This window comes from Acetobacter sicerae (assembly GCF_011516765.1).
GTDB lineage: Bacteria > Pseudomonadota > Alphaproteobacteria > Acetobacterales > Acetobacteraceae > Acetobacter > Acetobacter sicerae.
This window is the reverse complement of record NZ_JAAABN010000046.1, coordinates 1-6,754: the sequence shown is the minus strand read 5'-3', so window position 1 is coordinate 6,754 and position 6,754 is coordinate 1. Positions and strand designations below refer to the sequence as shown.

Annotated in this window: 9 protein-coding genes and 1 pseudogene; 4 read left to right on the top strand and 6 right to left on the bottom strand. The window is 61.0% G+C overall.

Going from position 1 to position 6,754, the window contains the following annotated elements:
- Positions 1-94: 94 nt before the first annotated feature.
- Positions 95-421 (bottom strand): DUF488 domain-containing protein, encoded by a 327-nt coding sequence (locus tag GVI59_RS18270; RefSeq protein WP_338422129.1) that lies wholly within the window; start codon positions 419-421, stop codon positions 95-97.
- 16 nt (positions 422-437) lie between these two features.
- Between GVI59_RS18270 and GVI59_RS18265 the strand changes: the two genes are divergently transcribed.
- Positions 438-653, top strand: coding sequence for a hypervirulence associated TUDOR domain-containing protein (locus GVI59_RS18265; RefSeq protein ID WP_173575477.1), 216 nt, complete (start codon positions 438-440; stop codon positions 651-653).
- Positions 654-665: 12 nt separating this feature from the next.
- Here GVI59_RS18265 and GVI59_RS18260 read toward each other — a convergent pair whose 3' ends face one another.
- From GVI59_RS18260 to hmpA, 5 genes are all read right to left on the bottom strand, one after another.
- The gene (locus GVI59_RS18260; RefSeq protein ID WP_173575476.1) at positions 666-941 is read right to left on the bottom strand and encodes a DUF1971 domain-containing protein; all 276 of its coding nucleotides are present in this window, start codon (positions 939-941) and stop codon (positions 666-668) included.
- 52 nt (positions 942-993) lie between these two features.
- Positions 994-1,434 (bottom strand): PAS domain-containing protein, encoded by a 441-nt coding sequence (locus tag GVI59_RS18255; protein WP_173575475.1) that lies wholly within the window; start codon positions 1,432-1,434, stop codon positions 994-996.
- Complete coding sequence (locus GVI59_RS18250; RefSeq protein WP_173575474.1) at positions 1,431-1,841, bottom strand: DUF488 domain-containing protein; 411 nt, start codon at positions 1,839-1,841, stop codon at positions 1,431-1,433. Before GVI59_RS18250 ends, GVI59_RS18255 begins: the two co-directional genes overlap by 4 nt.
- Complete coding sequence (locus tag GVI59_RS18245; protein ID WP_173575473.1) at positions 1,838-4,180, bottom strand: nitric-oxide reductase large subunit; 2,343 nt, start codon at positions 4,178-4,180, stop codon at positions 1,838-1,840. The genes GVI59_RS18250 and GVI59_RS18245 overlap by 4 nt, the downstream gene beginning before the upstream one ends.
- Before the next feature lie 70 nt (positions 4,181-4,250).
- The gene (gene hmpA / locus GVI59_RS18240; RefSeq protein ID WP_173575472.1) at positions 4,251-5,465 is read right to left on the bottom strand and encodes an NO-inducible flavohemoprotein; all 1,215 of its coding nucleotides are present in this window, start codon (positions 5,463-5,465) and stop codon (positions 4,251-4,253) included.
- Between the two features lie 84 nt (positions 5,466-5,549).
- On the opposite strand from hmpA, the gene GVI59_RS18235 reads away from it, so the two are divergent.
- The 3 genes and pseudogenes from GVI59_RS18235 to GVI59_RS18225 form a co-directional block, all read left to right on the top strand.
- The gene (locus GVI59_RS18235) at positions 5,550-5,984 is read left to right on the top strand and encodes an Rrf2 family transcriptional regulator (protein ID WP_173575471.1); all 435 of its coding nucleotides are present in this window, start codon (positions 5,550-5,552) and stop codon (positions 5,982-5,984) included.
- Between the two features lie 229 nt (positions 5,985-6,213).
- Positions 6,214-6,576 carry an IS110 family transposase gene (locus GVI59_RS18230; protein WP_242013215.1) on the top strand — a complete coding sequence of 121 codons (363 nt, stop codon included), beginning with the start codon at positions 6,214-6,216 and terminating at the stop codon, positions 6,574-6,576.
- 79 nt (positions 6,577-6,655) lie between these two features.
- Positions 6,656-6,754: pseudogene (locus tag GVI59_RS18225) on the top strand (IS481 family transposase); the annotation flags it as partial.

Sequence of the window (6,754 nt, the reverse complement as noted above, 5' to 3'; positions counted from 1 at the left end):
GTGGATCTGAAGCATCATTCGCTCTCCTTGCAAACGGAAGAAAACCATGGAGCGTAACGCGGCATCGCCCACGCTACACCATCCCAATGACGTCTCACAACCTGACAGCTAGCGCGTAATCGGCATAGTTATGAAAACTTTGTACCCGCCAGAACCCATTGAATTCCGGCCGGACGACCTTCGAGCGCGGGCGGCGACCGCCAAGCTGCGGAATGTGCGCGTATCCGATAGTGTTCCCTGCCAGTTCCGCCGCAAGCCGGTCACCGTCATATTCCCGATTGCGCCGCGAATAGGGAAACGCCCGGACGTCAGCCACGAGAGTCACGCGGTAGTGGCGAAGGAGCCCGACGAACTCTTCCAGGGTATGCGTCGAATGACCCACCGAGTAGAATAGAAGCGGTTCTTTCTCCTTCCTCGTCACAGGGATGCTGTCCTTCATGTCGTCATATGAATTCGAAATCGGAGATATCGTCTCCTGGAACTCGGAAGCCGGTCATGTGAGCGGACGGATCGCCGCCATCCATGACGCGCCCTTCCTCGTAAACGGCTACCGGCACCACGCGACACCCGATGAGCCGCAATACGAGATCGTGAGCCTGAAAACGGGTCATGTCGCCTTTCACAAAGGCGCGGCGCTGAGCCGGGCAGTGTGAAAACATGATTCATCAGAAAGTTTCAGCGGCAGGATCGCGGTCGTAGAATTCGATCTTCATGCGGACCGGTCCGGAAACGCGGACGCAATGCGTCGCGTTCGGCGCGATCCTTCCTGGACACGCGGGCGTCAGCCGGATTTCACGTGGAGGATCGAAAAAAACGAGGTCGAGAGCGCCTTCCATGATCCGGATGACACCCCATGTCCCAGCTTTCGTTGCGTGTTGCCGCAGGAGGGCCGACGGTATGGTCCGCTCATTGAATTCGGCGGTGGTCCGATAAGGGATCATGTCTCACTTTCTGTCATCCGGACGCGGACGAAGGCTTTCCCGCGTCGCTCGGTCAGGCAGGCGGCGCGCCGGCGATTTTCGCGCGTAACTCACGAAGCTCGTTGAAACGGACCGTGACGTCGCGCAGGATCGCGCCGATGCCTTCGACCCCGCCATCCTGGCCATGCAGCATCATGATGGTGAACTCGACCGATATGCGGCGGCCGTTGGACGTCATCGCGGGGACGGCAAGCACCTGATCCGCCGCATAGCGGCTTTTGCCGGTCTGGATCACGCGATTCCACCCCTTCCAGTGTCGCGCCCGCAGTTTTTCGGGAATGATGAGATCGAGCGACCGACCGAGAGCCTGATCTTCCGTGAATCCAAAGATCCTTGCCGCGCCCGGGTTCCAGAACCGGATGATCCCCGACGGGTCGGCGGCGAGAATCGCATCGGCATGTGTTTCGAGTAACGCCCGCGCGAGACGGTCCGCGAAATCGACGTATTGCGTCATGACCGGTTCTCCCGTCCATGGCTCAGGGAGGCAACCGTCGCGGCGTCACCCAGAAAATCCCGAAGAACGAGCGCATGGTTGTGGAGAGGATCATGCGCCGCATAAAGAAGCGTGACCCTGCCTTTGCGCGCCAACTCCGCGAGACGGGCGATCTCGGCATTTCCGTTTGAAAGTTCCTGGCGGTATCGTAGCCGGAACTCGTCCCAATGTGCCGGGTCATGACCGAACCAGTGGCGCAAATCCGGGCTTGGAGCCACATCCTTCAGCCACAGATCCATCTTCACATCGCTCTTGTGCAGCCCCCGCGGCCAGAGCCGGTCCACCAGCACGCGAAGACCATCGTCGGGCGCGGGAGCATCATACACGCGCTTGAGCTTCACATCTGCGGCGGCATGCTTCGCCGTCATGACACGCTCTCCTTCGCGGCGCTCGCGGGGGACGCCTTTGCGCCGGGGATGAGCCGCCGCATCCAGCCCGGATAAACCGGCGCAAGCTTGACGAGAAAATCCCACGCCATAATCAGCGCACCCGCAGCAAAGACGACATCACCGGGCAAGCGCATCCACTGCCAGAAGAGGGTGTTGTCGTAGAATGCGGTGCTGCGAGCGTAAGCATAACCATGTTCATAAACCGCAAGAAGTTGGGGCCAGCCAATCGGGAAGAAGTTCAGTAGCGTCCACATAACCAGCCCCGCATTATAGAGCCAGAACGCCCACAGGCCTGCTCGTTCAGAGAAACGATCCTCTTCCGCGTGAATGTAACGCAGGCAGAAATAGATCAGGCCGATCGCCAGTTCGCCGAACGCGCCGAAAAGGGACGAGTGCGCATGATTGAGCGTCAGGAAGGTGCCGTGCTCGTAATAATTCACCAACGGCGCGTTCAGCAGGCCGCCGCCATAAACGCCAGCACCAACAAAGTTCCAGAAGGCGGCTCCGATGACGTAAATGGTCCCCAACCGGTAGCGGAAATCCTCGCGTCCCTTGATCATCCGATAGTGGCTGATCCCTTCCATGATGAGCAGGACGAGCGGGAGCACCTCGATGAAGGAGAACATCGTGCCGAACGGAATCCACAGGCTCGGCTCGCCCGCCCAATAGAGATGATGTCCCGTGCCGATCACGCCGCCGAGGAAGATCAGGATGACCTCGAAATACATGCCGCGCTCGGCGAGACGGCGAGAGATCAGGCCCGTGGCCATCAGCGTCCAGGCGGTCATGGCCGCCGCGAAGAACTCGAAGGACTGCTCCACCCAGAGATGGACGACCCACCAGCGCCAGAAGTCCGAAATCGTGAAGGAGTTCTCGATCCCCGTCAGCGGGATCATCCCGCAGGCATACAGTGCGGCGACATTGACGGTCGACGCCCAGATGAGATGTTCGAGCCGGATATGGCCGGACCAGAAATCGCGCGCCGCGCGAGTCCAGAGCGAAACCGACGGCCACAGGGCGCGCATGACGAGGACGCTCCACAGGGACAGCCCCGCGAAGAAGCCGATCTGCCAGAAACGGCCGAGCTGAATGTAGGACAGTCCCTGGTTCCCGAACCAGAACCAACTCCCGTCGATCACGCCCGCGACGCCGAGATAGTTCCCCGCCAGGCCGCAGACCACGACAAAGACCGTTGTCCAGAACAGCGCGTCCACGAGCCATGCCTGCCCTCTGGCCTCCTTCCCGCCGGCGATAACGGGCGCGAGGAACAGCGCCGCGCCAATCCACGACAGGCCGATCCAGACGATCGGTGCCTGAATATGGAGATCGCGCATGACGTTGAAGGGAATGTAGCGATTGATGTCGAGTCCGTAGAAACTCGTCCGATCATAATACATATGCGCCATGATGGAGCCGACGAGAATCTGCACCAACAGAAGCGCCGCGACGAGAAGGAAATACTTCCAGACTTTCTTTTGGCTCGGCGTCAGCGGACGAACGACGAGAAGCTCGGCGTCCCGAGCCGCCGTGTCCGCGTCGTCGAGCCAATATTCATAAATGAACAGCACGGCGCCGAAAGCCAGAAAGACGAAGCCGAAGCTCGCCCATGTCCAGACGAACGTCTCGCCCGTCGGCGCATTGCCCACCAGCGGTTCGTAAGGCCAGTTCTGCGTCCACGAATAATCCGTGTCGGGACGCCACGCGACCGTCGTCAGGGCGGAATAGATCAGAAAATCGGCCGTCTTTACCGCGAGCGCGGGCGAGAGACTCTGCGCCGCTGTCCAGCCGGCCTTACGGTTCGGGTGGAGCAGACCGTCAGCGGTTGACGCGCGGACGGACACGATCGCCGCCGCGAGCTCGTCAGGCAGCGTCACCGTCGATCCGGTCAGATCGAGATGGTGAAGATCGCCACGCATTCTCGCCGTAATGGCGTCCTGCCGCTGCTCCGGAAGACTTGCGAACGCCGCGTGATCGTCCGCGTTCGCGATGTTGTCGCGCGTGACGAGTGCCAGCCGCTTCATGATCGAGGCGGTGTAATCCTCGCCGTAATAGGAGCCCATGCCATACAGACTGCCATAATCCATGAGGTCGGCTTTCTGGAAGCCGCCCTTTCCCGAAACGATATCCGCGCCCGTCATGAGAACGGTACCGTCAGCCGAGACGAACTTCTCCGGCTGGGGAGGCGCGCCCTTGTAGGTCGCTTGCGTCGTCCAGATGAGAAGTGCGGCGGTCAGCAGGCCGGTCGCGAGAAGAATCCATTTCAGGACGGTGCTGACCGGATCCGCGACCGGCCTGACGATGGAAGATGAGTCCGACATCGCACGAAGCTCCAGATATAGTCGTGCGGAGGAGCGCCATCCCCCGCACGGTGAGCGCCCGGAAAGAGTGTCAGGCGGCGGAGAGAACGAGAGCGGGGTCGGCGGCGGACCCGAAGAACTCGTATCGGATCTGCTTCGCCGGCAGAGTCTCGGCCCGCAGCGCCTCGACCATGTCCCTCATGAAGGAATCCGGTCCGCAGATATAGTAGGTCGCAGAACGATCGAGATTCTGCTTCACCCAGGCGGCCGTGACGCGCCCTGCATGCGCGGTAACCCCGTGACCTGCGGCGGGTGCGTTCTCTTTCGCATAGAAGAAGTCCGCCGTCAGGATTCCCTTGCCGGCAAGCTCTTCGATTTCCGGGCGGAAAGCCGCCAACGCCTCGGTATCCGCGCCGTGGACATAGTGAATTTTCCGCTTTGCGGACGTCTGGGCGAGTTCGCCGAGCATCGAGATCACGGGCGTGAGGCCGACGCCAGCCGTCAGGAAGACGAGAGGCGAGTCGTCGGGCCCGTCGAGAAAGAAATCACCGGCGGGATTGGCGACCTGAAGCACGTCTCCCTCTTGAACGGTGTCATGCAACCACGTCGAGACGACACCGCCATCCTGCTGTCGCACACTGATACGATAATGGTCCGCGCCCGGCGCCGAGGAGATGCTGTAATTCCGACGCTGGGAGCCATGGCCCGACACGTCCAGCTTGAAGCTGAGATACTGCCCTGCCTTGTGGCGGAAAAGTGCGCCGCCGTCGACCGGAACCAGCTCGAAGGAAGCGATCGTGGGCGTCTCGTCGCGGCGCGAGCGAACGCGGAAAGCGCGCCAGCCGCGCCAGCCGCCCGGCGCGCGCTCGTGTTCCCCGTAAATCTGCTTCTCACGGCCGATGAGGATGTCCGCCAGGAACCAGTAGGCTTTTCCCCAAGCCTCCGCGATCTCCGGCGTCGCGGCGTCGCCAAGGACATGCCCGATCGCGCCGAGCAGTGCCTCGGCCACATACGGATAGTGCTCGGGTAGGATGTTCAGGCCGACATGCTTCTCGGCGATCCGCTCGACCATGCCGCCGAGCGCGCCGAGATCGTTGATATGTTCCGCGTAGCACAGCACGGCCAGAGCCAGCGCCCTGGGCTGCTCGCCGTCCTGCTGATGGGAGAGGTTGAACAGATCGCGGATGGCCGGTGTGGAGAGCAGGCGCCTGTACATCTCCGTCGTAATGGCCGTTCCATGCGCTTTCAGCGCGGGGACGGTGGCGGAAACGATCGCGCGCGTTTTTTCGTCGAGAGGGGCGGACATGGAGTCCTCCTTTAAGGGTCACGTTCCGCACACCTTTTCGGCCGTCTTGGAAAACATGTCAAGCTGGTGCATCTTTATCCGACCATGAAACTTACGTTGCAAACCGACTATGCCCTGCGCGCCCTGATCTATCTGGGCGTCCGGACCGAACGGCTCTGCTCCATTCGCGAGATCTCCGAGGCATACGGGATCTCCGAGGCGCATATGGTCAAGGTCGTCCACAAGCTGGGGCAGGGAGGTTTCGCCGAAACCCTGCGCGGCCGGAACGGCGGCCTGCGCCTTGGACGGGCGGCGGAGGACATCGTGATCGGCGACGTCGTGTGCTATTTCGAAGAGAACATGGCTCTCCTCGCTTGTCTGGAAAACGGCGCGGCGGCAAATCTCTGCAAGCTGATGCCCGCCTGCCGCCTGCGGGGCGTCCTGAATCAGGCGACTCAGGCGATGATGGCGGTTCTGAACGACTGCACTCTGGCGGACCTCATCACGCCCTTCGAGATCGCTCGACTGACGAAAGATTAAGGAAGCGTCATCGTTTAAGCTCAGGACTTGTCTTATGAAATCCGGGTCGCTGTATGTGCGATAAAGGCAGCAGTCAGGAGGTGGCCACCTCCTGACTGCTGGAGAGAGCGGGTCGGGTCAGGACAGGCCATGATGGGCCGCGAATGAGTATGACCGCCTCTTCTTTTCCTCGGGCCTGAACGGATACCTGGGAGAAAATCCCGGATGACAAGCATAGGACACGGAAAAGATGACGCATCCTCTTGTGACGTCCAAGCCCGAATTGCACCCCGCGTCGATCACGATCGGAATCGACGTTTCCAAAGATCATCTCGATGCCGCCCGTTATCCCAGCGGAGAAACTGTCCGTGTCACCAACACGCGTAAGGGACAGACAGTTCTGCTGCGTTGGATCGGCGATATCCAAACCGTAACCCGGGTGGTGTTCGAAGCAACCGGCCCCTATCACCGGATGCTGGAAGAACGTCTCGCGTTGATTGGCCTGCCGATGGTCAAAGTCAATCCACGTCAGGCACGTCGGTTCGCTGAGGCTGCCGGCAGACTGGCCAAGACTGATCGCGTCGATGCAATCATGCTAGGTGTCAGGTTGTGAGACGTCATTGGGATGGTGTAGCGTGGGCGATGCCGCGTTACGCTCCATGGTTTTCTTCCGTTTGCAGGGAGAGCGAATGATGCTTCAGATCCACCCACAGGCCCGCACGACACCTGCCGTGCGGGCTGACATCGCCCGCTCGTTGGAACCGACATCCGTGCTCGCCAGACGCTACGGG

Coding starts and splice junctions, on each gene's coding strand:
- hmpA (WP_173575472.1), bottom strand. CDS start 5,465: ATGTCCGCCCCTCTCGACGAAAAAACGCGCGCGATCGTTTCCGCCACC.
- GVI59_RS18230 (WP_242013215.1), top strand. CDS start 6,214: ATGACGCATCCTCTTGTGACGTCCAAGCCCGAATTGCACCCCGCGTCG.
- GVI59_RS18250 (WP_173575474.1), bottom strand. CDS start 1,841: ATGACGGCGAAGCATGCCGCCGCAGATGTGAAGCTCAAGCGCGTGTAT.
- GVI59_RS18260 (WP_173575476.1), bottom strand. CDS start 941: ATGATCCCTTATCGGACCACCGCCGAATTCAATGAGCGGACCATACCG.
- GVI59_RS18265 (WP_173575477.1), top strand. CDS start 438: ATGTCGTCATATGAATTCGAAATCGGAGATATCGTCTCCTGGAACTCG.
- GVI59_RS18255 (WP_173575475.1), bottom strand. CDS start 1,434: ATGACGCAATACGTCGATTTCGCGGACCGTCTCGCGCGGGCGTTACTC.
- GVI59_RS18235 (WP_173575471.1), top strand. CDS start 5,550: ATGAAACTTACGTTGCAAACCGACTATGCCCTGCGCGCCCTGATCTAT.
- GVI59_RS18245 (WP_173575473.1), bottom strand. CDS start 4,180: ATGTCGGACTCATCTTCCATCGTCAGGCCGGTCGCGGATCCGGTCAGC.